Below are 26,322 nucleotides of genomic sequence, written 5' to 3' on the forward strand. Positions count from 1 at the left end.
AGCTCCCCCTTGACCACCCCGGCGGCCCGGTAGGGGCTATCGGTCTCGTGGGAGCGCGGGGTGGTGCTTGGTGCTCCGTAAACACTGCCCGCCGCCATGGCAAAGGCCTGTCCAGAGCAACGTACGCGCCTGACCGGCCGCGCCACAAGATCTTTTAGTCGACTGCCGTGGACATCTCACTGGCGAGCCACGGTCTGGAGCATACGTCCCGTTCGCTCGTCTGTGTTACGACAGCCGAGCGGTACGGCAGGGCCCGAAGCCTGCACGAACGGATACCCAGCGCCAAGCGCCACTGGGGCCAGGGCGATTGCAGGACGGCCAATGGCCCTCCGCCGCTACGAACGCGACCGACCCGGCGAACTGCTCCAAGTCGAAGAAGCGCGGCCGGATCCCCGACGGCGGCGGCCACAAGGTCCTGGGCCGCCAGGCCGGCCGGGCCACCCGCAGCAGCATGGGCTTCGACTACGTCCACTCCGCCGTCGACGACCACAGCCGCCTGGCCTACAGCGAGATCCACGGCGACGAGAAGGCCGCCACCTGCGCCGGCTTCCTGCGGAGGGCCGCGGCCTTCTTCGCCACCTGCGGTATCGACCGCGTCGAGCAGTCCTGACCGACAACGCCTGGCCCTACCGCAAGAGCTTCGCCTGGCGGCAGGCACTGGCCGACCTCGGCGCCACCGGCAAGCTCACCCGCGCCTACCGGCCCTCTGAGGCGAGCAGCCGCGTAAGCATTTCACCCGATCGGCACGCCCGCTGCCGTTCCGCGCGAAGCCGAAGCTGCGTAGCAGGGGACAAGCCGTAGGTCCGGATGGCCTCGCCGCGAACGGCGAGGCCATCCGTCTGATCTGGCCATGCCGGATGGGCACGCTGCGCTGGGTGCCTACCGGCGCTGTCGGTGCTGCTGTTCCGTAGGCGATGGAGTCACCGCTGGGATCCGACCGTCTCCGGTCTGCTGGGCGGGGATCGAGCCTGCCATCGTCGAGCGTCGGCGGGCGGCCTCGACGCGGCGGTTGGGTGCCGGGTTCCGGCCGGTGTGCTGGATACGGGTGATGAGCACGCGGGCGGGTTGGCGGGCGGTGGTCAGTTCGCGCTGGGCGGCGGCTTCCTTGAGGAGCTGATGGGGTTGGTGGCCGCGTGCTTCGGCGTCGGCGAGGACGGTGGCGAGCGCGGGCCAGGCCGAGTCGGCGAGGATTCGCTCGGCGTGGTCGGGGAGGGCTGCTCGTACGTCGCTGGCCAGGACGCGGCGGGCTTGATCCCTGGGGGGCCGGGCTGTGAGTTCGGCGAGCGTCGGGGCGAGGGCGCGGTCGGCGGCTGTCTGGAGGTGCTGGACGGCCTGGCGGGCGGCGTCGGCCTGGTGGGCGTGGTGCTTCGCTTCGTGCCAGCGCCCGGCGACGATGGCGGCCCAGACGAGGGCTGCGACCAGGGCGGCCAGCGCGCTGCCGTCGGGGCCGGTGGCGGTGTGCACGATGTCGCGAGCCGCGCTGCGCAGGGCGTGGGCGGCACGGTCTTCCGCCCGGACCTGGGACCGCTGGGCTCGGGCGAACGCCTTCGAGGCGGCATGGAGTTCGGCGCGCAGATGGGCGGGCGCCTTCTGGGCGGTGGCTTCGAGCAGTTCACCGAGAGCGCTGATGTGCGCTTGGGCGTGGGTGTCGTCGGCGAGGTCGGAGTGGAGGGTGTCGAGGGCGTCGGCGGCTTGGTGCCACGGGGCGCTGGGGTGGTTCCGGCGGGCGGTGGGGTGTTCTTCGTGCTGACTGGATTCGAGGCGGGCCTTGATTTTGAGCAGGGAGAGATCGGGGGAGATCTTGCTTCCGGGGTGGTAGATCTGCTCGCCGGCCTCGTTGACGTCGCCGGGGCGGCCGACTGCAAATCCCAGGAGGTCCCCTGACGGGCCGCGCCGGACCTGGACCTCAACTCCGCTGGCTTCGAGATAGGCGATGAATTCCTCGGCGCCTGTCACGTGAGGGATGGCGGCGCGGATGCGGTCCTGGAGCCACTCGGGGCTGGGCTGTTGCCAGCCGAGGCGTTCGGCCTTGTGCATCTCGGCCTGGGTGGGGCGGCGGGCGCCGGTGCGGTCACCCTTCTTCAGCTGCCGCAGCCCGTAGCCCCTCTCGATCTCGCGGCAGGCGTCGCCGACGCGGATGCCGCTGTCATGGAGCCTGGGGCGGCGTCCGTCCTCGCAGACGGTGGTGGCGAGGATGTGGATGTGGTCGTCGGCGTGGCGTACGGCGATCCAGCGGCAGGCCAGGTCGTCACTGGCCGGAGCGATGCCGGCGGCCTGGACGATGCGCTGGGCGATCTCGCCCCACTCGGCGTCGGAGAGGTAGCGGTCCTCGGGGGCGGCGCGGACCGGGCAGTGCCAGACGTGGTCGGTGACCGGCTGGCCGAACTCGCTGTTGCGCAAGGAGACCGGCTCGTCGAGGTAGCGGCCCAGTTCGGTGAGGGTGGCGTTCTCGTCGCGGCCGGGGTCGGGCATGCCGAGCATCGCGAAGCCGGCCACGATGTGCGGGTCGAAGTGCTCGTCGTGGTCGCCGGGGCCGTAGAGGTAGGCGAGCAGGCCGCGGGTGTTGGTCCCGGCGGGCTTGATGGCGGCGATCACGTTGTCAGACCTTCTCCGGGTCGGCGGGCTGGCGGAGGGCCTCGGCGATCAGCTCCAGCAGGTGGTGGAGTTCGGTAAGGCGCTGACGTATGTCGGGTGGGGTGTGGTCGCTGTTGAGGGCGCGGGCGATCTGGTTGACGTTGACGCCTATCCGGTTGAGCTGGCGCAGGACCTGGGCGCGGAAGATGTGGGTGCGGCGGCGGTCCTCGGATAGGGGCAGGTTGGCGGTGAACCGGCCGGTGAGGAAGGCGAGGACGATGTCGGCGGCGAAGCCGGAGTCGCCCTTGTAGCCGTGCTCGGCAGCGGCCTGTTGGAGACGGGCTCGCTGGTCGCTGGTGAAGCGCAGCGGGCCGACACGGTCGTTGCGCTTGGTGCCGGTGAAGCGGCGGATCGTGGGCTGCACGCTCTGCACGGCAGGCTCGCCAGAGGCGGCGGCTGCGCTGTCTACGGGGCCTGCGGGGCGCAGAACGGCTTGCTGGACGGAGTGGAGCGTGTCCGGGTCGGAGCCGCCCTCGGCTCCGACCTCTTGGTCCGGCGCCCCCTGGCGCTGGGCCGTCTCCGCCACCCCCGGGGCGGAGATCCCCGAAGCCCGGCCTTGAGTCGGACTCGGGGTACTACTGGCTCCGCCAGGGGCAGCCCGTCCGAACGCCTGCCGCAAACGCCCCATCACGGTAGGGGACTTCGTCAGCGGCAGCGGCTCGTCGGCAGTGTGGTCGGAGCGGTGCGGGTCGTGCGTCACGGGCGGTTCTCCGGAAGGGGCGGGGCAGGCGGGTAAGCAGGGAAGGACTGGGAGATGGAGGGGCGAAGTGCTGGCGGCCAGCGCGCCATCCACAGGTGTGGATAAGCGGGCGGTGGCGGGCTGGCCGGGGTGACCGGAAGGGGTTCCGGTCACCCCGCTGGGTTTCCGGTCAGCCGCTGCTCGGACCGGTCTTGGCGGCGGCTTCGATTTCGGGCCGGAGCATCTCCATCACCTCGGTCTGCCGCTCACTGCCGATCGTCAAGTCCCTGTCCTTGACGGCCTTCCGGAGAAGGGCCCGGCTGAGGGTGCCGTGCTCCGCGAGGGCGATCCGGCCGATCGCGACGAGTTCCGCGAGCGTCGCCTTGGGCGGACGACCGCCACGCGGCTTGCTCTCCGAAACCTCGGGCGGCGCTTCCGCCGGCTGGACGGAACCGGCGGCCGGAGGCTCAGCGAGCCGGACCGGCTCGGCCGTTGGCTCGGCGGGCTTGGCGGGCGCGCTGACCAGTGGTTTCGGCTCCTGGAAGGTCGCGACATCCAAGCGGTCGGCAGGTTGATCGACCAGTTGGTGGATCTGCCGCATCAGGACACCGAAGGCCAGCAGCGCGGCGGTCGGGGGAACCGCGGCGACCACATAGTCGAGCAGCGGCACGGCGCTGGCGTTACCCGTGCCGCTGACCCCGGCCACGTTGAGCGCGATGGAGCCGACCGATCCGGTAGCGGTGAGGGCGATGGCCCAGCCGTCGGCGACGCGGCGCAGGCCCGCGCGGAGCATGAGGAGTTCGCCTGCAACGATGAACGCGTCCAGGGTCGCGGGCCAGGCCCACTGGCGGACCGGGGAACTCTTGAGGCCGTGCTGTCCGGCGACCTCCGCGAGATGCGCGTACGACAGCCAGAACCCGCCGGCGGTGAGCGCCACGATGACGACTCCCGCCGCGACGAGCGCGTACCGCTCGGCAGCCTGCTTGGTCGACATCGACTGCCCTTCGTCAGGGCGATGGTCCCGGTGAGTGGGTGTGGAGAGGGTGGTCAAGCGGGGTTCTCCTGGGGTGGTGGCGTGGGCCGTCTTTGCCGTCTTGGCCGTTGCAAGCGCAGGTCAGGGCCGGTACGGCAGGCGGATCGCTGTTCCGTCCTGGCGGCGCCGGCGCGTCTTGGAGCACGCACGGGCGGCGGGGGCTGCGGTTCGGTGGCCGTGGACGGATCGCATCCGTCTTGCCGTCCCGGTCGACAGCGTCGTGACCTGTGCTGATACGACGGGGACGCCCGGGACGGCACAAGACGGATCGGGGTAGCGTCCTGGTGGTGACAGCGCGGTCTTCATGATCGCGTTGCCGTCTTGTCCCCGGTTTCCGTCCCGGCCGCATGCCGTTTGACCTGCGGGATCACGGCAGGGACGGCAGGGACGGTCACCGGGGGAGGCGGGGCTCAGCCCGAGGCTGGGGCGGTGGGCTCGGCGTTCACTGAGTGAACGGTGGGGCAGTAGCGCCGCCACGCGTCGAGGAACTTGTTGCGCATGTACCCTTTGCGCTGAGTGCCGTCGGCGAGGCGGACGTTGCCGGACTTGATGCCGAAGTCGCGCAGCATCCCGCCGAGGGCACGGGCGGTCAGGCCACTTCGCCCCCATTCTGCCCAGGGGCTTTCTGGGTCCTGGCGCAGGTGGTGGAGGAGTTCGTCCGTGGAGAGGCTGTCGACCTCCCGCTGGGCGACGAAGACCCTGCGAATGTCGGCCAGGATCCGCGCTCCGTTGGGGTGGTCCTCCTCGGCCTGGGCCTCGTCGGTAACCATCTGCGCGCACGCCGCGCGTGCGAGGCGGGGCCAGCATCCGGCAGCGAGGTCGGCGACGATCACCAAGGGCTCCCAGGTATCGGCGGCACGGTCTTCCACCGGCATCTCCGGTTCCAGGTCGGCGGCCTCATCGAGGAGCGGCCTGGCCCAGGCGGCGATGCGGTCACGCAGGTCGTGCAGGGCCGGAATGTCGCGGCGCGAGCGGAACGGCTTGACGTGCTCGCCCTCGGCCCGGCGACGCATGCGGATGACCACGGACCGGTCCATGATCGTGTCGGGCAGGTCGCCAATCCCGGCAAGGGCGGCCATGGCGAAGGTGGCGAACTTGTGCGGCGTGTGGTCGTTGCCGACGACGCGGGTGACGTACCGGTTGCGCTGGTGACCGGCGTTGAGCAGGCCACGCATCTCCTCGTTCTTCTCCGCCTGCTTCGGCGTGCCGAAGATGGTGTCCGCCTCGTCCACCAGGAGCGTGGGCGGCTCCTCGGTGATCGACCGGAAGACCGCAGCGGGCGTGGTGTTGATGGTGAGCATCGGCTCGTGGACCGTCTCGGTGAGCACGTCCAGCAGCCGTGACTTGCCGCACCGCTTCGCCGGCCCGACCACCGCCAGGCGCGGGGCGTGCTGCCACGCGGGCTGCAGGTGCGTCGCCGCCACCCACAGCGTGACCGCGTCCAGCGTCTGCTGGGAGGGCAGGATCACGAACCGGGCTACCTGGGCACGCAGTTCGTTCAGCAGCTCGGAGCCGTACGTCGGCTCCGGATCCGGCACCATCTCCCCGGCAGGCTGATACACCGGAACCGTATCCGGCGCCCGCCCATCGGCCGCCGGGGCGGCGCCGGGCGCGGGACCGGGCCGGCCGGGCACGGCGACCGTCGGCCATACCGCTTTGCCGGGTGCGGAATAGGGCTCGGGTGTCGTAGGTTGCACAGGGCAGCTCCTTATCCGGTGACGTCGGGCATGCAGGCCCGACTCACGCAGGTCGTTCGTTGGAATGCGGGCAGTGGAGTGTGCGGAGCCTCCGGCGTTGGCGCGCCGGGGGCTTTCTCGCTTCCCTGGCCGGGGCGAGGGAACACGGACAGTACGTCCACGTCCGGCCACAGTCCAGCGTTTCTGTGTCAGCTCAGCGCAGAAGCGTCTGCTATGGGCTCGGGTCGTCATGCGGCCAGGCCGAGCAGGTTCAACAGGTCAGCGGTCACGACGCGGTACGCCTTGCCCAGCCGCAGGACCTTGCACGGGTACTGGCCGCGCTTGGCCAGCTCGTATCCCTTGCTCCGCCCCAGACCCAGCGCCCGATTGCCAGTGTCGAGGTCAACGGCGGCGGGCAGGGCCAACAGCTCTTCTCGCGTCATGCCCTTGGGCTGCTCGGCGGTCTCTTTGTCGCGCATGCAGTGCTCCGTTCATGAGTGAGCCCTCGGCGAACGCGGCATCACGTCCGGCTCCAGGCGATCACTAACCATCATCGGGAAGCTAGTGTGTCTCCATGACACAACATGGTTTCGATCCTAGAGATGACGAAGACGACGTCCCGGAGTGGGTGGATCAGGTGATGGCCACGGTGGCCGCCGAGGTCCGCAGACGAAGGAAGGAGCTACGCATGAGCGCCCAGGACCTGGCCGACCGCTGTGAGGAGATCGGCCATCCGATTCCGCGCAACGTGATCGCCAACATGGAATCCGGCCGCCGCGCCAACCTGCCCCTGGTCGACGTCCTCGTCCTCGCCGAAGCCCTGCGGACCTACCCCATCTGCCTGCTCTACCCCGTCGGCTACGTCGACAGAGTCCAGCGCCTTCCCCTGCAGCACTCCGAGCCAACCTGGGACGCCATGCGCTGGTTCACCGGCGACAGGGAGGACTTCGGCATGGAAGACGACATGCTCCGCAACTTCCGCGCCCACGTCCGCTACCAGCGCGCCGCCCTGGCCGCTCTGAAGGGCGAGAAACACGAGCGCTGGAAGGCCGAGACGGCACCCAACCAGGCCGAGCGCGAGGAAGCCGTACTCGCCCAAGCCGACTATGCCGAAAGGGCGTTGGAGGCCAAGTACCGGCTCCGCAGCGCCCGCGCCTTCATCCGTGAAGACGGCGGCACACCACCGGACCTTCCACCAGAACTCGCCGACGTCGACCCACCCGTCGGCAACAACACCGAGGAGAATGATCTTTGAAGGGTTCGACCCACCGCCGCTGCTACTGCCGCGACGCCCACACCGGTAAGCCGCTCGGCAAGCAGTGCCCGAAGCTCTCCAGCCGCAAGCACGGCTCGTACTCCATACGCCAGGAGCTCCCGCCCCGCGAAGACGGCACCCGCCGCTCCTTCAGCCGCGCCGGCTACGAGAGCCTCAAGGCCGCCCAGGCCGACCTCGACCACATACGCGCGCTACTCGGCCTCGCCGACACGGACGACCCCGAGGGCATGGCGCTGATAGCCGCCATGCTGGAGGAGGTCGGCGACGAGAAGTCGCCACTGCCCGATGTCGAGGAGACCCGCCGACGCCTGAAGTCCGGTCAGGACCTGATCGGTCGCCTGACCGTCGGCGAGTGGCTCGACCGGTGGCTCGACGGCAAGCGCATCCGCAAGTCGGGACTCAGCCGCTACGAGACCGATATCCGGTTCCACTTGAAGCCTCGGATCGGCCACCACCGTCTCGATCGGCTGCGCGTGAGCCATCTCAGCGACATGTTCACGGCTATCTCCGACGCCAATGCCGAGATCCTGGAGCAGAACGCCCAGCGCCGGGCCGCGGTCGAGGAGTTGGCCACCGTGCCGTGGAAGGGCGTGGACAACCGCGCCCGCCGCAAGGTGATGAAGACGGCGATCGATGCCATGCCACCGTTCCGGCGTGTGACCGGCCCTGCCACCAGGCTGCGTATCAAGGCCACGCTGCGGTCTGCGTTGAACGACGCGATCGGCCAGCAGATCCTCACCTTCAACCCGGCGGCCCACGTCGAGCTCGACCCCGTGCGCAAGCCCAAGGCCCTGGTGTGGACCGACGCACGGGTCGCCAGGTGGGAGCAGACAGGCGAGAAGCCCTCCCCCGTGATGGTCTGGACGCCCGAACAGACCGGCGCGTTCCTCGACTTCGTCGCGGAGGACCGGCTGTACGCGATGTGGCACCTGATCGCCTTCCGCGGCCTGCGGCGAGGCGAGGCATGCGCGCAGCCCTGGTCGGAGACCAACCTCGATGACCACTCCCTGACCGTCTCCGCCCAGCTCGTCCAGGACGGGTGGGAGGTCGAGACCTCCGAGCCCAAGACGGACAGCGGCTTCCGCGTGGTCGCGCTCGACGACGACACCGTCAACGTCCTGAAGCGACACCGCGAACAACAGGACGCCGACCGCGAGCAGTGGGGATCAGCCTGGGTCGAGACCGGCATGGTCTTCACCCAGGAAGACGGCTCCTGGCTCCATCCCGGGAAGGTGACCGACCTCTTCGAGCGCCTCGTCGCCGCCTCCGGGCTCCCGCCGATCCGGCTGCACGACCTCCGCCACGGCGCGGCCACGCTCATGCTCGCCGCCGGCATCGACGTGAAAATCGTGTCGGACACGCTCGGGCACAGCGACACCCGAATCACGCGGGACATCTACCAGAGCGTCCTCCCTCACGTCGGCAAGAACGCGGCCGAGGCCACCGCCAAGCTAGTACCGCTTCAGCGCAAGACCGAGGCGGAGGAGGCCGCCCGTAAGGCCGCCAAGAAGGCGGCGGCCAAGGCGAAAGCCGAGGCCAGGGCCAAGAAGAAGGGCAAGCGGAAGAAGCCCAAGAAGTAGGGCACCGGACCGCTCCGCTCACGCATCGCTCACGCAAGCCATCTCGCAGCACCCCGGCCGTGTGACGCGTCATGCCCCGAGCAGCAGAAAACCCCAGGTCAGCGGCTATCTGTCCTGGGGTTTTTCGGAGCCGCCTTCGGGATTCGAACCCGAGACCTACGCATTACGAGTGCGTTGCTCTGGCCAACTGAGCTAAGGCGGCAAGCTGCGGATATGACCGTTCCGGCAGGAACAGGCTCGCATCAGCAGCGGCGCCAAGTCTACAGGGTTATTCGGGGTGCCCCCGACCAGCCCGGCGATCACACGCTCCGGGCCGGTCGTACGGGACGCCGGGACCCTCACGTCACCGGCAGCGGGTGCCGTCCGCCGGCGGAGTCCCGGTCAGCAGGTACTTGTTGATCGCCCTGTCGACGCAGTCGCTGCCGCGGCCGTACGCCGTGTGACCGTCGCCGTCGTACGTGAGCAGGGTTCCCGACTCGAGCTGGCCGGCAAGGGCCCGCGCCCACTTGTAGGGGGTGGCCGGATCGCGGGTGGTGCCGACGACGAGGATCGGCGCGGCGCCCTTGGCGTCGATGCGGTGCGGGGAGCCGGTGGCGGGCGTGGGCCAGTAGGCACAGCTCAGGGAGGCCCAGGCGAAGTTCCTGCCGAAGACGGGGGACGCCTTCTCGAAGTCGGCGGTGGAGGCCGTGACCTCGTCGGGCGTGGTGAAGGCGGGCGGCAGGTCGAGGCAGCTGACCGCGGAGTAGGCGGACATCAGATTGGAGTACGAGCCGTCGCTCTCGCGCTCGTAGTAGCTGTCGGAGAGGGCCAGCAGTCCCGCGCCGTCGCCGTTCATGGCCTCGGTGAGCCCTTCACGGAGCTGCGGCCAGGCGCCCTCGTCGTACATCGCGGCGATCACGCCCGTGGTGGCGAGCGACTCAGTGAGCTCGCGGCTCTCCCCGGTGGACACCGGCTGGGCGTCCAGCTTGGCGAAGAACGCTTTCATCCGGGCCGCCGCGTCCGAGGTCGACTTCGCCCCGAGCGGACAGTTCGAGCGCTTCGTGCAGTCGGCGGCGAAGGACTTGAACGCCGTCTCGAAGCCCTCGGTCTGGTCGCGGTTCATCTGACGGGCCGGGAGGGACGGGTCCATCGCCCCGTCGAGCACGAGCCGGCCCGCCCGTTCCGGGAAGAGTTCGGCGTAGGTCGCACCGAGGAACGTGCCGTAGGAGGCGCCGACGTACGACAGCCGCTCGTCGCCCAGCGCGGACCGGAAGATGTCCATGTCCCGGGCCGCCTCGACGGTGGAGACGTGCGGGAGGACCGAGGACGACCGCTCCTTGCAGCCTGCCGCGAAACCCTTGAAGGCGGTGCTCAGCTTGTCGACCTCGGCCGGGTCGTCGGGAGTCTGGTCGCTCTGGGTGTACGCGTCCATCTCCTTGCCCTCGAGGCATGTGACGGGCTCGCTGCGGGCCACTCCGCGCGGGTCGATGGCCACCATGTCGTACCGGGCCCGCACCGGAGCGGGATAGCCGACGCCCGCGTACGCCTGGAGGTAGCCGACGGCCGAGCCGCCAGGCCCCCCGGGATTGACCTGGAGCGAACCGATCCGCTTGCCGGGGCCGGTGGCCTTCACCCGGGCGACGGCCAGCTTGACCGAGGGCCCGTCGGGCTTGGAGTAGTTGAGCGGGGCCTTGAGCGTGGCGCACTGGAAGCCCGGGGCGCCGCAGTTGCGCCAGTCCAGTTTCTGGTCGTAGTACGGCTTCAGCGCGGCGGTCGACACCGGGGAGGGCGCTGCCGCTCCCGGCACCGACCCCGAGGGCTCGGACGCCTCCGACGCCGGGCCACTGCCGCTGCAGCCCGAGATCAGCAGCCCCAGGGCTGTGGTGAACGCGATGGCGGAGGTCCTGAGGAACTGCCTGGTGTCCATCCTGGGAGCCTATAGGCACGACACCGGATCATGCCCCTTCGTTCCCGTATGGGTGATTCGCCCTGAAAGAAGCTCCGGTGGCGGGGTCATGGGCCTGTGCGGGGCTTCTCCGACACCGAGAGCCCGGTCACGACTCCGCCTGTCGGCCACTTCTGCGCCGACGGCTCGGAGCGCCCGGGGAGTCACCCAGTGCGCAGTGCCATCGTCATCGCCTCCACCGCCAGCAGCGGGGCCACATTCGTGTCCAGAGCCTCTCGGCAGGCGAGGACCGCCTCCATCCGGCGCAGGGTCCCCTCCGGGCTGGAGCCGCGCGCCACCCGGTCGAGGGCGTCCCGCACGTCCTCGTTGGCGAGGGCGACCGTCGATCCGAGCTGGAGCGCGAGTACGTCCCGGTAGAAACCCGTGAGGTCCGTGAGCGCGAGATCGAGGCTGTCCCGCTGAGTACGGGTGCGACGACGCTTCTGCTTGTCCTCCAGCTCCTTCATCGCCCCGGCCGTGCCCCGCGGCATCCGCCCACCCGCCGCCGCGCCCAGGGCGGCCTTGAGTTCCTCGGTCTCCTTGGCGTCGATCTCCTCCGAGACCTGTCTGGCGTCTTCCGCCGCCGCGTCGATCAGCTCCTGCGCCGCTCTGAGGCAGCCGCCGACGTCCTCGACCCTCAGCGGGAGCTTGAGCACCGTCGCGCGGCGGGCACGGGCCGCCTCGTCGGTGGCGAGCCGCCGGGCCCTGCCGATGTGCCCCTGGGTCGCCCGGGCGGCGGACGCCGCGGCGTCGGGCTCGATGCCGTCCCGTCTCATCAGCACGTCGGCGACGGCGTCGACGGAAGGGGTGCGCAGGGAGAGATGGCGGCAGCGGGAGCGGATCGTGGGCAGCACGTCCTCCAGGGAGGGCGCGCACAGCAGCCACACCGTGCGCGGGGCGGGCTCCTCCACGGCCTTCAGCAGCACGTTTCCCGCGCCTTCGGTGAGGCGGTCGGCGTCCTCCAGGACGATGACCTGCCAGCGGCCGACCGCGGGCGACAGCTGGGCGCGGCGGACGAGGGCACGGGTCTCCTTCACGCCGATGGACAGCACGTCGGTCCGGACCACCTCGACGTCGGCGTGCGTCCCGACCAGGCTGGTGTGGCAGCCGTCGCAGAAGCCGCAGCCCGGTGCGCCGCCCAGCGCCCGGTCGGGGCTGGTGCACTGCAGGGCCGCGGCGAAGGCGCGAGCCGCGGTGGAACGGCCCGAGCCCGGCGGTCCCGTGAACAGCCAGGCGTGCGTCATCCTCGACGCGGCGGGAGGCGGTTCCCCCGCCGCGTCGGCCGTGACGAGCGCGTCAGCATCCCGTGCGGCGGAGGCGAGCTGCTCCTGGACACGCTCCTGGCCGACCAGGTCGTCCCACACGGCCATCTGCCGCCACCGCCTCACTCCGTCGTACGAACTGCGGGCTCCGGACCACGTGTCACGAACTGCGCGCCACGTGCCGCGAGGTCCTGCACCGGTCTCCCATTGTGGGGTAGGGGTCGGACACCCCTCACCGCCTGTGGACAACCGGGTCGGTCGGCACCGGGCCGCCGGACCGTCCGGTCACGGGACCGGACGGTCCGGCGGCTCGCGACACCACCCCGCACGCCCACCCACTGTGCTGCCGCACCACCCGAGTACATCCGGTACGGGGCGATGGGGGCGATGCTCCGCAGTGGGATGTTCGCTACGAGGACGACTCACCGCCTCGCGGCATACCGCGCCGGACGCCGCGAGCCTCCCGGTAGGCCTTCCCGGTCACAGCGCACGCACCGGCCAGTGCCGCGTCAGTCAAGGTTTGCCCGTCAAGGAGCGGCGTCCGGTGCACGGGGTCTCCCCAGGCCCTCGGGGCCGAGGGGGTGGGGTCTCCCCAGGCCCTCCGGCCGAGGGGGTGAGGTCTCCCCAGGCCCTCCGGCCGAGGGGGTGAGGTCTCCCCAGGCCCTCAGGCCGAGGGGAAGAACGCAAGGCCCCGGATCGACCTCGTAGTGGGCCTGCTCGGTTGATCCGGCAACGCCGCGAGTCGCCGTGCCGGGCGCCGCGACGGGACGAACGTCGCCTGATGCTGCACTAGCTTCCCCGGCGCCGGTCGTCCCCGTCGTCGTGCGGCCCCAGCAGTTCGTCCGCCAGGCTCGGCAGATCGTCGAGCGGGGTCTCCTCCGCCCAGTCGGAACGGCGGCGCGGCCGGCCGTCCTCGTCGACCTGGGGCAGCTCGCGCGTACGTTCCTCCTCCGCGGGGGCGGACGGCTCGTCATGGAAGAGGCCCGGCGGGACGCGGTCCGCAGGGCTCTCGCCCCGCACCGGCGGCAGCACCGCCGTCTCGTCGGCGGGGTCCCGGGACCCCGCCGCGTTACCCGGAGCCGCACCCCGCGTGCTGCTCGTGGTCCCCTCCGGAGGCTGCGGCACCTGAGGAAGGACCGTGGTCTCCGCGTCCTCCTTGGTCATGTCGATGCGCGGGCGCGGGGTCTCGACCGTCTGTGTGACGTCGTTCGCCCCCACCACGGGAGTGGGCACGGTCGTCTCGGCGGCCGAGGACTCAGCGGCGGCCGCGGCCGCCTCCGCCGCCCGGCGCGCCTCCTCCGCCCGCAGCAGGGCTTCCTCTGCCTTGCGCTGCTTCTCACGACGGCGCTCCTCGGCCTCGGCCCGCAGCCGGGCCTCCTCCTCGGCCTGCCGATGGCGGCGCTCCGCCTCCTCCCGGCGGGTCTTCTCCTCGGCGTCGCGCCGGCGCCGCTCCTCCTCGGCCAGCCGCCGCTCCTCCTCGGCACGCTGCCTGGCCTCCTCCGCCTGCCGCTCGGCCTCCTGACGACGCGCTTCCTCCAGTTCGCGGCGCTTGCGCTCCTCCTCCTCAGCGCGCAGCTTCGCGAGTTGCGCCTGGCGCTCACGCTCCAGGCGCTCCTCCTCGGCCTTGCGGGCGGTCTCTTCCTCGGCCTTGCGCCGGGCCTCCTCCTCGGCTGCCTTCCGCGCCTCCTCCCGAGCCTTCACCTCGGCCTCGGAGAGCGGCAGCATCTGGTCGAGCCGATGCCGTACGACCGTGGTGACGGCCTCGGGCTCCCGGCCCGCGTCCACGACGAGGTACCGGCCGGGGTCGGCGGCGGCCAGGGTGAGGAAACCGGCCCGGACGCGTCGGTGGAACTCGGCCGGCTCGGACTCCAGCCGGTCCGGTGCCTCCGTGAACCGCTCGCGCGCGGTCTCAGGGGAGACGTCGAGCAGCACGGTCAGATGCGGTACGAGCCCGTCCGTCGCCCAACGCGAGATCCGGGCGATCTCGGTCGGGGAGAGGTCGCGGCCCGCTCCCTGGTAGGCCACGGACGAGTCGATGTAGCGGTCCGAGACGACGACGGCTCCGCGCTCGAGCGCGGGTCGGACGACGGTGTCGACGTGCTCGGCGCGGTCGGCGGCGTACAGGAGGGCCTCGGCTCGGTGGGACAGCCCGGCCGACGAGACGTCGAGCAGGATGGAGCGCAGCCGCTTGCCGACGGGCGTGGCGCCGGGTTCGCGGGTGACGACGACCTCGTGCCCCTTGGCGCGGATCCACTCCGCGAGCGCCTCGACCTGCGTGGACTTTCCGGCACCGTCGCCGCCCTCGACGGCGATGAAGAAGCCGGTGGCCGCGGGTGCCTGGGCGGGGTCCGCACCGCGGCGGACCGCGTCGGCCAGATCGCGGCGCAGCGGCACGCCGGACCGGTCGTCGGTCCTGGCGAGGACGATCACGGCCACGGGCAGCAGCAGTGCGCCGACCAGCATCAGTGTGAAGGCGGCGCCGCCGTGAGCGAACACGAACTCCCCGCTGGCCAGGCGGTGCGGACCGATGGCGGCGGCGAGCATCGGGGCGCCGACCGCGCCGAACCCGATGGCGACCCGGACGACGGCCTGCAGGTGCTCGGTGATCCTCGGCCGCCGGAACTCCTCGGTCTCCTGGTCGATCAGCGCGTGCCCGGTATGCGCGGCGACGCCTGCCGAACCGCCGGCGAGGACCGCGAGGAACAGCACCGTCGCCGTGTCCGGGACGAGCCCCATCGCCAGCAGCGCCACGCCGCTGACGGCGATCACCAGCGCGAGGAGCCTGCGGCGGGACAGTGCGGGCAGCACGCTCGGGGCGCCTCGGACACCGAGCACCGTGCCCCCGGTCAGGGCGAGCACGAACAAGGCGAACGCGGCCGGGCCGCCGCCCAGGTCACGTGCGTGCAGGACGGACACGGCGGATGCGGAGGCGACAGCCCCGGCGATCGCTGCGCAGGCCAGGACCAGCAGCGGGACGGCGCCGGTACGGCCCTTGTCGAGGCCGCTGCCGGTGGACGGGCGGCGCAGGCCCTCCAGCGGGGAACGGGGGCGCGGCGTCGGGGTGCCCGGGAGTTCGACGGCGGCCAGGACGGAGAGCGAAGCGGCGAAGAGGCCCGCCGCCACGTACGACCCGAGCGCGGCCTGGTGCACCGTGAACCACTCGACGCCGGTGCCGAGCAGATTGCCGATCAGCGTCGCCGCGAGCAGTGCGGCGGCGGCGGCGGGAATGACCGCGAAGGAGGTGCGGAGGGACAGCCTCCGAAGAGCGTCCTGGTGGTCCGGCAGCGGGCGTACGGCCGCGCCTTCCAGCGGCGGCGGGGGCAGCAGCGCGGGAGCGGCGCTCTCCCGGGCGACGGTCCAGAAGCGTTCGGCGACGCCGACGACGAAGACCGTGGCGAGCACGTACGCCACAGCACTGTCCGGGGTCCAGTCGATCCACAGCGGGGCGATGACGAGCAGGGCGATACGGATGCCGTCGGCGCCGATCATGGTCCAGCGGCGGTCCAGCGGTCCGCCCGGCGCGGTCAGTGCGGTGAGCGGGCCGAGGAGTACGGCCCCGAAGAGGAACGTGGCGAGTATCCGGATCCCGAAGACGGCTGCGACGGCGAAGGCGGCGCCCCGGTACCCGCCGCCGAAGGCTCCCTCGGCGACCGCCGTCTGGAGCGCCAGCAGGACCAGCACCAGGAGGGCGAGGGCGTCACCGATTCCGCCGACGACTTGCGCACTCCACAACCGGCGCAGCGCGGGTACACGCAGGAGCGACCGTACGGCGCGCTCGCGTGAGTCCGCGGCCAGTGCGTCGGCGGCACGTGCTTCGGGTTCAGAGGTGGGGCTCTGGGCCGTTGGCTGCTCGGCTCGCGTCATTCGCCCAGCCTATCCGGAGGTGATTGCTCCCCGGAGGCCCCGCCCGAACAAACGGGCGGCGGCGCCCGAAACGGCGGAGGGGCGCCCCGTGGTCCTCCACAGGACGCCCTCTTGCCGGACGCTGGTGACGCCGGAGCCGCGGCCGCTCGCGAACCCGCTACGCGTTACTCGTCCGGGGACGACGTCTTCGCCGCCGCGGTCCTCCCGGCCGTCGTCTTCTTCGCGGCCGACTTCGCCGTGGTCGTCTTCTTCGCCGTGGTCTTCCTGGCAGCCGTCGTCTTCTTGGCGGCCGTGGTCTTCTTCGCCGCGGTCTTCTTGGCCGTCGCCTTCTTCGCGGGAGCCTTCTTGGCGGCCTTCTTCGCCGGGCCCTTGGCGCGCTTCTCGGCGAGCAGCTCGTAGCCGCGCTCCGGGGTGATCGTCTCGACGCTGTCGCCGGTCCGCAGGGTGGCGTTGGTCTCGCCGTCGGTGACGTACGGGCCGAAGCGGCCGTCCTTCACCACGACGGGGCGCTCGCTCACCGGGTCGGTGCCCAGCTCCTTCAGCGGCGGCTTGGCGGCCGCGCGGCCACGCTGCTTCGGCTGGGCGTAGATCGCCAGCGCCTCGTCGAGCGTGATGTTGAAGATCTGGTCCTCGGTCTCCAGGGAGCGGGAGTCCGTGCCCTTCTTCAGGTACGGACCGTAGCGGCCGTTCTGGGCGGTGATCTCGACCCCTTCGGCGTCCTTGCCGACGACGCGCGGCAGCGACATCAGCCTGAGCGCGTCCTCGAGGGTCACCGTGTCGAGGGCCATCGACTTGAAGAGGGAGGCGGTCCGCGGCTTGACCGCGTTCTTGCCGGTCTTCGGCGTGCCCTCGGGCAGGATCTCGGTGACGTACGGGCCGTAGCGGCCGTCCTTGGCGACGATCTCGTGGCCGGTCTCGGGATCCTTGCCCAGCTCGAAGTCACCGCTCGGCTTGGCCAGCAGTTCCTCGGCGAGCTCGACGGTCAGCTCGTCCGGCGCGAGGTCGGCCGGCACGTCGGCGCGCTGGTGGCCCTCCGCGTCCTTCTCGCCTCGCTCCACGTACGGTCCGTAGCGGCCGACGCGCAGCACGATGCCGCTGCCGACCGGGAAGGACGAGATCTCGCGGGCGTCGATCGCACCGAGGTCGGTGACGAGTTCCTTGAGTCCGCCGAGGTGGTCGCCGTCGCCGTTCCCGGCCTCGGCGGCCCCGCCGGTCCCCGTGCCCTCACCGAAGTAGAAGCGCCTCAGCCACGGCACCGCCTGGGCCTCGCCCCGCGCGATACGGTCGAGGTCGTCCTCCATCTTGGCGGTGAAGTCGTAGTCGACGAGTCGGCCGAAGTGCTTCTCCAGCAGGTTGACCACGGCGAAGGAGAGGAAGGACGGCACGAGTGCCGTGCCCTTCTTGAACACGTAACCGCGGTCGAGGATGGTGCCGATGATCGACGCGTACGTCGACGGGCGGCCGATCTCTCGCTCTTCCAGCTCCTTGACCAGGCTGGCCTCGGTGTAGCGGGCCGGGGGCTTGGTCGCATGCCCGTCCGCCGTGATCTCCTCGGCGGTGAGCCGGTCGCCCTCGGCGACCTGCGGCAGCCGTCGCTCGCGGTCGTCCAGCTCAGCGTTCGGGTCGTCCGCGCCCTCGACGTACGCCTTCATGAAGCCGTGGAACGTGATGGTCTTGCCCGAGGCCGAGAATTCGGCGTCCCGGCCGTCGGAGCCGGTGCCGCCGATCCTGACGGTGACGGAGTTGCCGACCGCGTCCTTCATCTGGGAGGCGACGGTCCGCTTCCAGATCAGCTCGTACAGACGGAACTGGTCACCGGTCAGACCGGTCTCTGCCGGGGTGCGGAAGCGGTCGCCCGAGGGGCGGATCGCCTCGTGCGCCTCCTGGGCGTTCTTGACCTTCCCGGCGTACGTACGCGGCTTCTCGGGCAGGTAGTCGCCGCCGTACAGCTGGGTGACCTGCGCCCGGGCCGCCGTGACGGCGGTGTCGGAGAGCGTGGTCGAGTCCGTACGCATATAGGTGATGAAGCCGTTCTCGTACAGCTTCTGCGCGATCTGCATCGTCGCCTTCGCGCCGAAGCCGAGCTTGCGCGAGGCCTCCTGCTGGAGCGTCGTCGTACGGAACGGGGCGTACGGGGAGCGTCGGTACGGCTTGGACTCGACCGAGCGGACCGAGAACGCGGCGTTCTCGAGGGCCGCCTTCAGGGCGCGCGCGTTCGCCTCGTCGAGGTGGAGCACCTGGTCCGACTTGAGCCGTCCGTCCGGACCGAAGTCGCGGCCCTGGGCGACGCGCCGTCCGTCGACGGTGGACAGCCGCGCGGTGAAGGCCGCGGGGTCGGAGGCGTCACCGGCGCGGCCGGTGGAGAACGTGCCGGTCAGGTCCCAGTACTCGGCTGAGCGGAACGCGATGCGCTCACGCTCCCGCTCGACGACGAGACGGGTGGCCACGGACTGGACACGACCCGCGGACAGTCGCGGCATGACCTTCTTCCACAGGACCGGCGAGACCTCGTAGCCGTAGAGGCGGTCGAGGATGCGCCGGGTCTCCTGGGCGTCGACCATGCGCTTGTTGAGCTCGCGCGGGTTGGCGACGGCCTCCTGGATCGCGGCCTTGGTGATCTCGTGGAAGACCATCCGCTTGACCGGGACCTTGGGCTTGAGGACCTCCAGCAGGTGCCAGGCGATGGCCTCGCCCTCGCGGTCCTCATCGGTGGCGAGGTAGAGCTCGTCCGAGTCGGCCAGCTGCTCCTTGAGCTTTCTGACCTGAGCCTTCTTGTCGGCGTTGACGACGTAGATCGGCTGGAAGTCGTGCTCGACGTCCACACCGAGCCGCCGCACCTCACCGGTGTACTTCTCGGGGACCTCGGCGGCACCGTTCGGGAGGTCGCGGATGTGCCCGACGCTCGCCTCGACGACATAGCCGGGGCCGAGGTAGCCCTTGATCGTCTTCGCCTTGGCAGGCGACTCGACGATGACGAGTCGGCGGCCGCCCTGTGCGGTCTCGCTGGTCGGGGACAACTTCGCTCTTCTCTCCGGTCGACGCTCGGTGGGCTCGTACGGCGTACAACGTACGGCGTACGGCCGTACTGCACTTTGCTGTCGCTGCGGAGTGTGACGGTACAACCCGCCCCCGTGTCAAACGGCAAAAGCTCGCAACGGCCACTCGAACGGTAACCCGACTTCGGGCATTCCTGCCGCCCGGACTCCCATCGCGGACGCCGGGGAGTGGGGGCCGGACAAGGAGCGCGAGGCGGTCAGAGTCGGCTGAAGCACCAGACGCCGGCGAGCAGGAAGCCCGCGCCGAAGATCGTGGTGAGGGCGGCGGCCGTGGCGGGATTCACGCCGTGCGCGACCGGGGCCCGGTGCCGGACCCGCGCTCCCGTCCATATCAGCAGTGCGGCTCCGAACAGCGCGAACACCGCTCCCGCGAAGATCGCCGGACCGCTCTCCATACCCGTCTCCCATTTCTCGGCCTGCCCCGGGAGGCCCCGCGGCCGAGGCTCGCACCTCCGGGCGTCCCCCACTCGAATTCCAGGTGAACGCGACACGGGTTCACCCGGGCGGCGCCGCCCGGGGGCGATTTCCGGAGCAATGGCTTCCGAGAGGCGGGCGGGCGGGTGCCCGGGGCAGCCGGGACCCGGAGCGGCCCACCCGCCGGTTCCGCCGCGGACTCACCCGAGGCCGTGCAGACATGCGCACAATGGCCGGTTTCGTGCGGGAGCGATGGCTGACGGGCGCCTCCCGGCCCAGCGGAAGGAGCCGCTCCGGCCCTGCGGACGGAGTGAGCCGCTTCGACGGCCCGAGCGCCGACGGGAGGGAACCCTGCCGGGCCGACGGCGGGAGCGCGTCGGTCCGGCGGCCGCACGGAGATGAGGAAGGAGCCGTTCCGCCGGCGGGGAGGCCCCGGTGAGCGGCCGGGCGGCGCACGGAAGGCCCCGGCACCTCGTGCGCCGGCGCGGACCGCTGCGGACGTCCGGGCCCCCGGCGCGTGGCTCAGCCGCGTGGAGCGGCGGGCTCCAGGAAGCCCTCCTGCACCAGCAGCCTGATCGCCTCGGGCGTGCGGTCGCGCAGCAGCACCGGATCCTCGCCGACCAGCTGGGCGATGGCGTCGAGGATCCTGCCCGCGCTCAGCGTGCCGTCGCAGACCCCGGCGAAGCCTGCACCGACCGTGTCCACCTTCGTGGCCCGCCGCATACCGCGGCTCTGACGCAGCACGACGTGCTCGGGGTCCTCGGCGCCGGGCATCCCGACCTGCTCCTGCACCACCTCGTCCACGAGCACGAAGTGGTCGGCGAGCAGCGCCGCGTCGTCGTGCGTGCGCAGATAGTCCTGTCGGGCGAAGTGGGCCCGCACGGCTTCGCCGAGCGGCTGCTCGACCGGGTGGGGCCACTCCTCGACGACGACCGACGGCCGGTTTGAGTCCGTCTTCCGGAGGGTGATCCAGCCGAAGCCGACCGCCTTGGTCCCGCGCGCCTCGAACTCGTCGAGCCACTCGGCGTACCGCGCCGCGTAGGCGTCGGGAGCGGTGCGGTGGTCACCGCTGTCCCTGAGCCACAGCTCGGAGTACTGGGTCACGTCCTGCACCTCGCGCTGAACGATCCAGGCGTCGCAGCCCCGCGGCACCCAGGAGCGCACCCGCTCCTGCCACTCCTCCCCCTCCACGTGCTGCCAGTTTGCGAGGAACTGCGCGAACCCCCCTTGGTTCAGACGGTCCCCGGCCTGCTGGACGAGCGAGCGGCACAGATCGTCCCCGCCCATCCCGCCGTCCCGGTACGTGAGCCGGGCACCCGGCGAGATGACGAACGGCGGGTTCGACACGATCAGGTCGAACGTCTCCGACCCGACCGGCGCGAAGAGGGAGCCCTCGCGCAGATCCGCCTCGGGAGCGCCGGACAGCGCCAGGGTGAGGCGGGTGAAGGCCAGGGCCCGTGGATTGAGGTCGGTGGCCGTGACCCGGGTGGCGTGCTGGGTGGCGTGAAGGGCCTGGATGCCGGAGCCGGTACCGAGGTCGAGGGCGGAGGACACCGGAGTGCGGACCGTGATGCCGGCGAGGGTGGTGGAAGCGCCGCCGACACCGAGGACGACGCCCTCGTCACGGCCGCTCGCGCCGCCGGCCCCGCCCACCGCGCAGCCGAGGTCGGAGACGATGTACCAGTCCTGCCCCTCGGGCCCGCCGTAAGGGCGGATGTCCACCGTCGCCCGGACGCCGTCGGCGGACTCGGCCACCCAGCCGTCTGCGAACGCCACGTCCAGAGGCAGCGCCTCCCGGACACGCTCGGGTGCCACCGGGTGCTGCAGCAGGAAGAGCCGTACGAGCGTCTCCAGCGGGGACGCGCCGCGCGTGGCGCGCAGGGCCGGGACGGTCTCGCTGCGGGCGAGGGCGCTGTAGGCGGGCGCGCCGAGCAGTTCGAGCAGCCCGTCGGCGGTGAAGTCGGCGGCGAGCAGGGCGTCGCGGAGCCGGGCGGACTGGTCGGGAGCGGGAAGGCCTGCGGCAAGGCTGGTCGTACTCACCCACCCATTCTCACCCGCGGCACTCCGCCTTCGCCGCCGCTGCCACGCGCACCCGAGCGACCGCGAGCCCATCCGGTTCAGTACACGGTTGGGTTGCAGCAGCCGGCTTCGCGGAGCGGGGGTCGCGGAACGGGGGTCACGGAACGGGGGTCACGCGGGGGACGCCGTCGAGGACCACGGCGCTCCAGCCCCGCTGGACCGTGTCGTACCGCGGCCCGCCCCGGCGCGGCCGGCCGACGGAAAGGCGGATCACCGGCGTGGCAGGGCACCGGAAACAGTGCCAGGGGGTTCGTCCGTCGGCCGCGGCACCGGCTCGACTACTCGGACGTCCCCTTGGACGCCTCGGGCCCGGCGGATCCGGCCGACTTCGACGGGCCGGCCGCGTTCGACGGCTTGCTGCCGGGCTCGGAGGCGCCGTCGCCCGTGCCTGCGGGAGCGGTCGCCGACGGCTTCGCCCGCTGGCAGCCCTTCTGCTTCCCCATCGCCCGGCCCAGATCGCCGGACTGCAGCTTGCCGAGGGCGACCTGGTCCATCTTCTGGATCTTCTTCAGCCCGTTCGCGACATCCTGCAGGCCGTCCGCGAACTTCTGCTGGTTCTTCGGGTCGAGCGCGTCGACCTTCTTCTTGAGGTCGAGGTACGCCGTCGCGGTCGCGTTGAGCTCCTTGACCGCGTCCTGCCGGAGCTGCTCCTGGCCCTCACCGGGCGGGGAACCGGCGGCCTGCACCGCGGAGGCCAGCGCCTTGTTGGCGTCGGCGATGTCCTGGAATGCCTTGGAGTCGGCCGCCTGTATGTCGGCGGGCTTGCCGTCCACGGAGGTCGAGATGATCGCCTGCTGGGCGTCGGTCCGCTTCTGGATCTGCGGCCGCGCCTTGTCGCAGACGCTCTTCGCCCACGCGTCCACCTTGTCGCTGTCGCCTTCTCCACTGCAGCCCGTCAGCGCGAGCACCAGCACCGCACCGCCGGACACGGCGGCCGCGAGCTTCTTGTTCACCTTCACCGGATCGGTCCCTTCCAAGGCTCTCGGCCCCGGAACATACACGGCCTCCGCACAACAATCCCGTGTCAAATGTCTGGCTTATTCCGATATGCAATTATTTGCCCCAGGAGAGACAAGGCTCACCGCCGTCTCCGCTCCCGACCTGCGCCCGGGTGGGCGAACGGGCGGGCATCGTGGTCGACCACGATGCCCGCCCGTGCTGTGAGCAGGTGTTTCGTCCAGGTGAGAGCTCTACTGCGAAACGACCGCCGGGTCCGGTGACTTCGACGACCGCTCGGCGGCGTTGTCTTCGTCACCCACCGCGACCGACCGCCTCTTCGAGATGTACACCGCGCCGACGATGACCAGGATCGCCAGGGTCGCGATCACCGCCCGCACGCCGGCGTTGGCGTCGTCGCCGTAACTGAACTGCACGACCGCGGGCGCGATGAGCAGCGCCACGAGGTTCATCACCTTCAGCAACGGGTTGATCGCCGGGCCCGCGGTGTCCTTGAACGGATCGCCGACCGTGTCACCGATCACCGTCGCCGCGTGCGCCTCACTGCCCTTTCCGCCGTGGTGCCCGTCCTCGACGAGCTTCTTGGCGTTGTCCCACGCGCCACCGGAGTTGGCGAGGAAGACGGCCATGAGGGTGCCCGTGCCGATCGCGCCGGCGAGGTACGAACCGAGGGCTCCGACGCCGAGCGTGAAGCCGACCGCGATGGGCGCCATGACGGCGAGCAGACCCGGTGTGGCCAGCTCGCGCAGGGCGTCCTTGGTGCAGATGTCGACGACGCGTCCGTACTCCGGCTTCTCGCTGTAGTCCATGATCCCGGGGTGCTCGCGGAACTGCCGCCGCACCTCGAAGACCACGGAACCGGCGGACCGGGACACGGCGTTGATCGCCAGCCCGGAGAACAGGAAGACGACAGCGGAGCCGAGGACCAGACCCACCAGGTTGTTGGGCTGGGAGATGTCCAGACTCAGGCCCATCTCCCCGGCCTTGGCGCTCACCTCCGCGACCGCGGTGGCGATCGCGTCCCGGTACGAGCCGAAGAGCGCGGCCGCCGCGAGCACGGCCGTCGCGATGGCAATGCCCTTGGTGATCGCCTTGGTGGTGTTGCCGACGGCGTCCAGGTCGGTGAGGACCTGCGCCCCGGCACCCTCGACGTCACCGGACATCTCCGCGATGCCCTGGGCGTTGTCCGAGACCGGCCCGAAGGTGTCCATCGCGACGATGACACCGACGGTGGTGAGGAGTCCGGTACCGGCGAGGGCCACGGCGAACAGCGCGAGCATGATCGACGTACCGCCGAGCAGGAATGCCCCGTACACGCCGAGGCCGATCAACAGCGCGGTGTAGACGGCGGATTCCAGACCGATGGAGATGCCGGCGAGGACGACGGTGGCCGGACCGGTGAGCGACGACTTGCCGATGTCGCGTACCGGGCGGCGGGTGGTCTCGGTGAAGTACCCGGTCAGCTGCTGGATCAGGGCGGCCAGCACGATGCCGATGGCGACGGCGACCAGCGCGAGGATGCGCGGGTCTCCCTCGTGGCCCCTGATCGCGGGCTCGGTGACTCCGCTCAGCTCGGCGTACGACGACGGCAGGTAGGCGAACACCGCCGCGGCCACCAGGGCCAGCGAGATCACCGCGGAGATGAAGAAGCCGCGGTTGATGGCGGACATCCCGCTGCGGTCGGCGCGCCGCGGGGCGACCGCGAAGATACCGATCATCGCGGTGACCACGCCGATCGCCGGAACGATCAGCGGGAAGGCCAACCCCAGATCGCCGAAGGCGGCCTTGCCCAGGATGAGGGCGGCGACGAGCGTGACGGCGTACGACTCGAAGAGGTCGGCGGCCATGCCGGCGCAGTCGCCCACGTTGTCACCGACGTTGTCCGCGATGGTCGCGGCGTTGCGCGGGTCGTCCTCGGGGATACCCTGCTCGACCTTGCCGACGAGGTCCGCTCCGACGTCCGCGGCCTTGGTGAAGATGCCGCCACCGACACGCATGAACATGGCGATCAGAGCGGCGCCGAGGCCGAAGCCCTCCAGGACCTTGGGGGCGTCCGCGGCGTAGACGAGGACGACGCAGGAGGCACCGAGCAGGCCGAGGCCCACCGTGAACATGCCCACCACACCGCCGGTGCGGAAGGCGATCTTCATTGCCTTGTGCGCGACGGCCGTCAGATCCTTCGCCGGCTCGCCTTCAGCCGGGGTCGCCTCACGCGCCGCCGCGGCCACGCGCACATTCGCGCGTACCGCGAGGCGCATGCCGATGTATCCGGTGGCGGCTGAGAACAGCGCACCCACCAGGAAGAAGACCGAACGTCCCAGTCTCTGCGACCAGTCGTCCGCCGGCAGAAGCATCAGCAGGAAGAAGACGATCACGGCAAAGATGCCGAGAGTGCGCAACTGCCGGGCCAGATAGGCGTTTGCGCCTTCCTGAACGGCTGCCGCGATCTTCTTCATGGACTCGGTGCCTTCACCGGCTGCCAGCACTTGACGCACCAGCAACTGGGCGACGACCAGCGCCGCGATCGCGACGACCGCGATGACAATTACGATCATTCTGTTGTCATCGGTGAGTACTGCGGCTGCAAGGGTAGTGGGTTCGGTCAGGGTTGGGTTGAAGAGCCCCGCCATTCGTCCTCCTTGACGTTCAGAGCTCAAGATGTGGACGGATTGTAGGGAGCGGAACCTGATCAAAACAGTGCGCGACAAATGGAATTGACCTTCGTCCGCTCCTCAGCAAATGATCGCGCCTCGGGATTGCCCCCGAAAGCGGTAATGGGGCAAAAGCATTGACACTTGATCAATGATCTAGGGAAATGAAAAAGGCCCTGCTCAGCAGGGCCTCTCAGTAAGGTGGGCGCGGATGCCGCCGTCAGCGCGGCGCGCCAGGGGCGGTCATCGGGTCATGACACGATCGTGGCCGGATTCGTCGGCCAGGTCATCCGGATGACACCTCCGTGCTCGCCCGTCGTCACCGCCACGTCGTCGACGAGACCGCTGATCACCGCGAGCCCCATCTGGTCCCGCCCGTCGGCATCCTCGTGGTCGTCACCGGAACCGGAGCCGTGCTTCCCGGCCTCGGCTCCCGAGGGGACGCCGGACACGGGCACCTCGTCGCCGACCTCGATCGAGAAGGACTTCTCCTCCTCGGTGAGCAGGACGCGCACGGGAGCCGTGACGCCATGACTGCGGTGCAGCCCGACGGCACGACTGCACGCCTCGCCGACGGCGAGCCTGACCTCGTCCAGCACCGCCTCGTCCACCCCTGCCCGCCGCGCTACGGCCGCTGCCACGAGGCGGGCCGTCCTGACGTGCTCGGGCTGAGCACTGAAGCGGAGTTCAACGGTGGCCATGCGGTCCCCCTCGACGTACGAGCGTGCGAGCGTGCTTCTCGAGGGCACCGGGCCGACGCCCGGCACCCTGGCCTTCCTCCGGACTCCCCGGAGCCTCCGAACACGTCGGAGCCCCCGGGGAACCCCCGCGGCGACTCAGTCGGTCGCCGCGACGGCCTCGTCGACCGTGGTGTGGATGGGGAACACCTTGGTCAGACCAGTGATCCGGAAGATCTTGAGAATGCGCTCCTGGTTGCAGACCAGGCGCAGCGAGCCTTCATGCGCACGTACGCGCTTCAGACCGCCCACGAGCACGCCGAGGCCGGTCGAGTCGAGGAAGTCCACGCCCTCCATGTCGACAACCAGGTGGTAGCTGCCGTCGTTCACCAACTCGACCAACTGCTCGCGCAGCTTGGGCGCGGTATACACATCAATCTCGCCACCGACCTCGACGACCGTGCGGTCGCCGCCAGGGCCGGACACATTGCGAGTCGACAGGGACAGGTCCACGGATCCTCCAGCACCTTGCTATCGAGCGGTCGCCCCTCGGTCTCCCC

At 70.8% G+C, this 26,322-nt stretch carries 17 protein-coding genes, 1 tRNA gene and 1 pseudogene; 3 read left to right on the plus strand and 16 right to left on the minus strand.

All coding sequences use genetic code 11. From position 1 onward, the window contains the following. Nucleotides 1-291: 291 nt before the first annotated feature. A pseudogene (locus FEF34_RS16675) lies at nt 292-639 on the plus strand (IS481 family transposase); the annotation flags it as partial. A gap of 240 nt (nt 640-879) precedes the next feature. Here FEF34_RS16675 and FEF34_RS16680 read toward each other — a convergent pair. From FEF34_RS16680 to FEF34_RS16700, 5 genes are all read right to left on the minus strand, one after another. Next, nucleotides 880-2,595: a relaxase/mobilization nuclease domain-containing protein gene (locus tag FEF34_RS16680; protein WP_138053900.1), complete on the minus strand. Its 1,716-nt coding sequence runs from the start codon at nt 2,593-2,595 to the stop codon at nt 880-882. 4 nt (nt 2,596-2,599) lie between these two features. Continuing rightward, the gene (locus FEF34_RS16685; protein ID WP_138053901.1) at nt 2,600-3,160 is read right to left on the minus strand and encodes a MobC family plasmid mobilization relaxosome protein; all 561 of its coding nucleotides are present in this window, start codon (nt 3,158-3,160) and stop codon (nt 2,600-2,602) included. A gap of 343 nt (nt 3,161-3,503) precedes the next feature. Next, nucleotides 3,504-4,364 carry a DUF2637 domain-containing protein gene (locus FEF34_RS16690; protein WP_138053902.1) on the minus strand — a complete coding sequence of 287 codons (861 nt, stop codon included), beginning with the start codon at nt 4,362-4,364 and terminating at the stop codon, nt 3,504-3,506. A gap of 392 nt (nt 4,365-4,756) precedes the next feature. Next, entirely contained in the window at nt 4,757-6,043 is a 1,287-nt protein-coding gene (locus FEF34_RS16695; RefSeq protein ID WP_138053903.1) for a DUF3631 domain-containing protein, read from the minus strand. Nucleotides 6,044-6,270: 227 nt separating this feature from the next. Further along, a complete protein-coding gene (locus FEF34_RS16700) occupies nt 6,271-6,501 on the minus strand; it encodes a hypothetical protein (protein ID WP_138053904.1) in 231 nt (76 codons plus the stop codon). 95 nt (nt 6,502-6,596) lie between these two features. Here FEF34_RS16700 and FEF34_RS16705 point away from each other — a divergent pair, with 95 nt between their 5' ends. Beyond that, entirely contained in the window at nt 6,597-7,277 is a 681-nt protein-coding gene (locus FEF34_RS16705) for a helix-turn-helix domain-containing protein (RefSeq protein WP_138053905.1), read from the plus strand. Then, entirely contained in the window at nt 7,274-8,878 is a 1,605-nt protein-coding gene (locus FEF34_RS16710; protein WP_138053906.1) for a tyrosine-type recombinase/integrase, read from the plus strand. Before FEF34_RS16705 ends, FEF34_RS16710 begins: the two co-directional genes overlap by 4 nt. 128 nt (nt 8,879-9,006) lie before the next feature. Here the strand turns inward: FEF34_RS16710 and FEF34_RS16715 are convergent. From FEF34_RS16715 to FEF34_RS16765, 11 genes are all read right to left on the minus strand, one after another. Further along, nucleotides 9,007-9,080, minus strand: a tRNA-Thr gene (locus FEF34_RS16715). A 141-nt stretch (nt 9,081-9,221) separates the two neighbouring features. After that, nucleotides 9,222-10,784: an alpha/beta hydrolase gene (locus FEF34_RS16720; protein ID WP_138053907.1), complete on the minus strand. Its 1,563-nt coding sequence runs from the start codon at nt 10,782-10,784 to the stop codon at nt 9,222-9,224. A gap of 182 nt (nt 10,785-10,966) precedes the next feature. Next, on the minus strand, nt 10,967-12,172 hold the full coding sequence (locus FEF34_RS16725) for a DNA polymerase III subunit delta' (protein ID WP_138053908.1): 1,206 nt from the start codon (nt 12,170-12,172) through the stop codon (nt 10,967-10,969). Between the two features lie 681 nt (nt 12,173-12,853). Beyond that, on the minus strand, nt 12,854-15,928 hold the full coding sequence (tmk, locus tag FEF34_RS16730) for a dTMP kinase (protein WP_138053909.1): 3,075 nt from the start codon (nt 15,926-15,928) through the stop codon (nt 12,854-12,856). 164 nt (nt 15,929-16,092) lie between these two features. Further along, nucleotides 16,093-18,945 carry a type I DNA topoisomerase gene (topA, locus tag FEF34_RS16735; protein WP_138053910.1) on the minus strand — a complete coding sequence of 951 codons (2,853 nt, stop codon included), beginning with the start codon at nt 18,943-18,945 and terminating at the stop codon, nt 16,093-16,095. Between the two features lie 236 nt (nt 18,946-19,181). Then, nucleotides 19,182-19,379, minus strand: coding sequence for a hypothetical protein (locus tag FEF34_RS16740; RefSeq protein ID WP_138053911.1), 198 nt, complete (start codon nt 19,377-19,379; stop codon nt 19,182-19,184). Between the two features lie 541 nt (nt 19,380-19,920). Then, complete coding sequence (locus tag FEF34_RS16745) at nt 19,921-21,438, minus strand: DUF7059 domain-containing protein (protein ID WP_138053912.1); 1,518 nt, start codon at nt 21,436-21,438, stop codon at nt 19,921-19,923. Nucleotides 21,439-21,755: 317 nt separating this feature from the next. After that, nucleotides 21,756-22,430, minus strand: a complete 675-nt coding sequence (locus FEF34_RS16750; RefSeq protein ID WP_138057527.1) for a small secreted protein — start codon at nt 22,428-22,430, stop codon at nt 21,756-21,758. Between the two features lie 237 nt (nt 22,431-22,667). Further along, nucleotides 22,668-25,064, minus strand: coding sequence for a sodium-translocating pyrophosphatase (locus FEF34_RS16755; RefSeq protein WP_138053913.1), 2,397 nt, complete (start codon nt 25,062-25,064; stop codon nt 22,668-22,670). Nucleotides 25,065-25,336: 272 nt separating this feature from the next. After that, a complete protein-coding gene (locus tag FEF34_RS16760) occupies nt 25,337-25,786 on the minus strand; it encodes an ATP-binding protein (protein WP_138053914.1) in 450 nt (149 codons plus the stop codon). 135 nt (nt 25,787-25,921) lie between these two features. After that, nucleotides 25,922-26,275: an STAS domain-containing protein gene (locus FEF34_RS16765; RefSeq protein WP_003967428.1), complete on the minus strand. Its 354-nt coding sequence runs from the start codon at nt 26,273-26,275 to the stop codon at nt 25,922-25,924. Nucleotides 26,276-26,322 lie beyond the last annotated feature (47 nt).

Origin of the sequence: Streptomyces marianii, from assembly GCF_005795905.1 — a bacterium.
Classification (GTDB): Bacteria; Actinomycetota; Actinomycetes; order Streptomycetales; family Streptomycetaceae; genus Streptomyces; species Streptomyces marianii.

Coding starts and splice junctions, on each gene's coding strand:
- FEF34_RS16755 (WP_138053913.1), bottom strand. CDS start 25,064: ATGGCGGGGCTCTTCAACCCAACCCTGACCGAACCCACTACCCTTGCA.
- FEF34_RS16740 (WP_138053911.1), bottom strand. CDS start 19,379: ATGGAGAGCGGTCCGGCGATCTTCGCGGGAGCGGTGTTCGCGCTGTTC.
- tmk (WP_138053909.1), bottom strand. CDS start 15,928: ATGACGCGAGCCGAGCAGCCAACGGCCCAGAGCCCCACCTCTGAACCC.
- FEF34_RS16720 (WP_138053907.1), bottom strand. CDS start 10,784: ATGGACACCAGGCAGTTCCTCAGGACCTCCGCCATCGCGTTCACCACA.
- FEF34_RS16700 (WP_138053904.1), bottom strand. CDS start 6,501: ATGCGCGACAAAGAGACCGCCGAGCAGCCCAAGGGCATGACGCGAGAA.
- FEF34_RS16725 (WP_138053908.1), bottom strand. CDS start 12,172: ATGGCCGTGTGGGACGACCTGGTCGGCCAGGAGCGTGTCCAGGAGCAG.
- FEF34_RS16760 (WP_138053914.1), bottom strand. CDS start 25,786: ATGGCCACCGTTGAACTCCGCTTCAGTGCTCAGCCCGAGCACGTCAGG.
- FEF34_RS16705 (WP_138053905.1), top strand. CDS start 6,597: ATGACACAACATGGTTTCGATCCTAGAGATGACGAAGACGACGTCCCG.